Below are 1,755 nucleotides of genomic sequence, written 5' to 3'. Positions count from 1 at the left end.
TTAAGACTAATGTGTAAGGTTCCGATTTAGTTCCTTAGAAAGGAGGTGATCCAGCCGCAGGTTCTCCTACGGCTACCTTGTTACGACTTCACCCTAATCATCTGTCCCACCTTAGGCGGCTGGCTCCTAAAAGGTTACCCCACCGACTTTGGGTGTTACAAACTCTCATGGTGTGACGGGCGGTGTGTACAAGACCCGGGAACGTATTCACCGCGGCATGCTGATCCGCGATTACTAGCGATTCCGACTTCGTGTAGGCGAGTTGCAGCCTACAGTCCGAACTGAGAATGGCTTTAAGAGATTTGCTTGGCCTCGCGACTTCGCTGCTCGTTGTACCATCCATTGTAGCACGTGTGTAGCCCAGGACATAAGGGGCATGATGATTTGACGTCGTCCCCACCTTCCTCCGGTTTGTCACCGGCAGTCTCATTAGAGTGCCCAACTTAATGCTGGCAACTAATCATAAGGGTTGCGCTCGTTGCGGGACTTAACCCAACATCTCACGACACGAGCTGACGACAACCATGCACCACCTGTCTTTCCGTCCCCGAAGGGAACGTCCGATCTCTCGGATTAGCAGAAGATGTCAAGCCCTGGTAAGGTTCTTCGCGTAGCTTCGAATTAAACCACATGCTCCACCGCTTGTGCGGGTCCCCGTCAATTCCTTTGAGTTTCAACCTTGCGGTCGTACTCCCCAGGCGGAATACTTATTGCGTTAGCTGCGGCACTAAGGGGCGGAAACCCCCTAACACCTAGTATTCATCGTTTACGGCATGGACTACCAGGGTATCTAATCCTGTTTGCTACCCATGCTTTCGAGCCTCAGCGTCAGTTACAGACCAGGTAGCCGCCTTCGCCACTGGTGTTCTTCCATATATCTACGCATTCCACCGCTACACATGGAGTTCCACTACCCTCTTCTGTACTCAAGTTATCCAGTTTCCGATGCCCTTCTCCGGTTAAGCCGAAGGCTTTCACATCAGACTTAAATAACCGCCTGCACTCCCTTTACGCCCAATAAATCCGGATAACGCTTGCCACCTACGTATTACCGCGGCTGCTGGCACGTAGTTAGCCGTGGCTTTCTGGTTAAATACCGTCACTACCTGATCAGTTACTATCAGATACGTTCTTCTTTAACAACAGAGTTTTACGAGCCGAAACCCTTCTTCACTCACGCGGCGTTGCTCCATCAGGCTTTCGCCCATTGTGGAAGATTCCCTACTGCTGCCTCCCGTAGGAGTCTGGGCCGTGTCTCAGTCCCAATGTGGCCGATCAGCCTCTCAGCTCGGCTATGCATCATTGCCATGGTGAGCCTTTACCTCACCATCTAGCTAATGCACCGCGGGTCCATCCTAAAGTGATAGCCGAAACCATCTTTCAAGCGAAAACCATGTGGTTTTCGTTGTTATGCGGTATTAGCATCTGTTTCCAAATGTTATCCCCCTCTTTAGGGCAGGTTACCCACGTGTTACTCACCCGTTCGCCACTCATCTAAATGTCTTATCAATCCAGTGCAAGCACTATCAATCTAAAACGAAGATGCGTTCGACTTGCATGTATTAGGCACGCCGCCAGCGTTCATCCTGAGCCAGGATCAAACTCTCAAATTAATGAGTTATCTGAAATAGCTCTTGTTTTGTTACTTTGGTTATAAAGTGAATTGACTTTACAATTTGTAATTGTTTTGAACCGAAGTTCAAAGACCTCACACATTTGTTTCGTCTTAACATTGTTCAGTTTTCAAAGATCTAC

Annotated in this window: 1 rRNA gene; it reads right to left on the bottom strand. The window is 49.2% G+C overall.

Going from position 1 to position 1,755, the window contains the following annotated elements:
* Nucleotides 1-38: 38 nt before the first annotated feature.
* Nucleotides 39-1,613: ribosomal RNA gene (locus tag IV55_RS10035) — 16S ribosomal RNA — on the bottom strand.
* Between the last annotated feature and the right edge of the window lie 142 nt (nucleotides 1,614-1,755).

This window comes from Furfurilactobacillus siliginis (assembly GCF_001437435.1).
Lineage (GTDB): Bacteria > Bacillota > Bacilli > Lactobacillales > Lactobacillaceae > Furfurilactobacillus > Furfurilactobacillus siliginis.
Note: the sequence above shows the minus strand (reverse complement) of the source record. Positions and strands in the feature narration are given on the sequence as shown.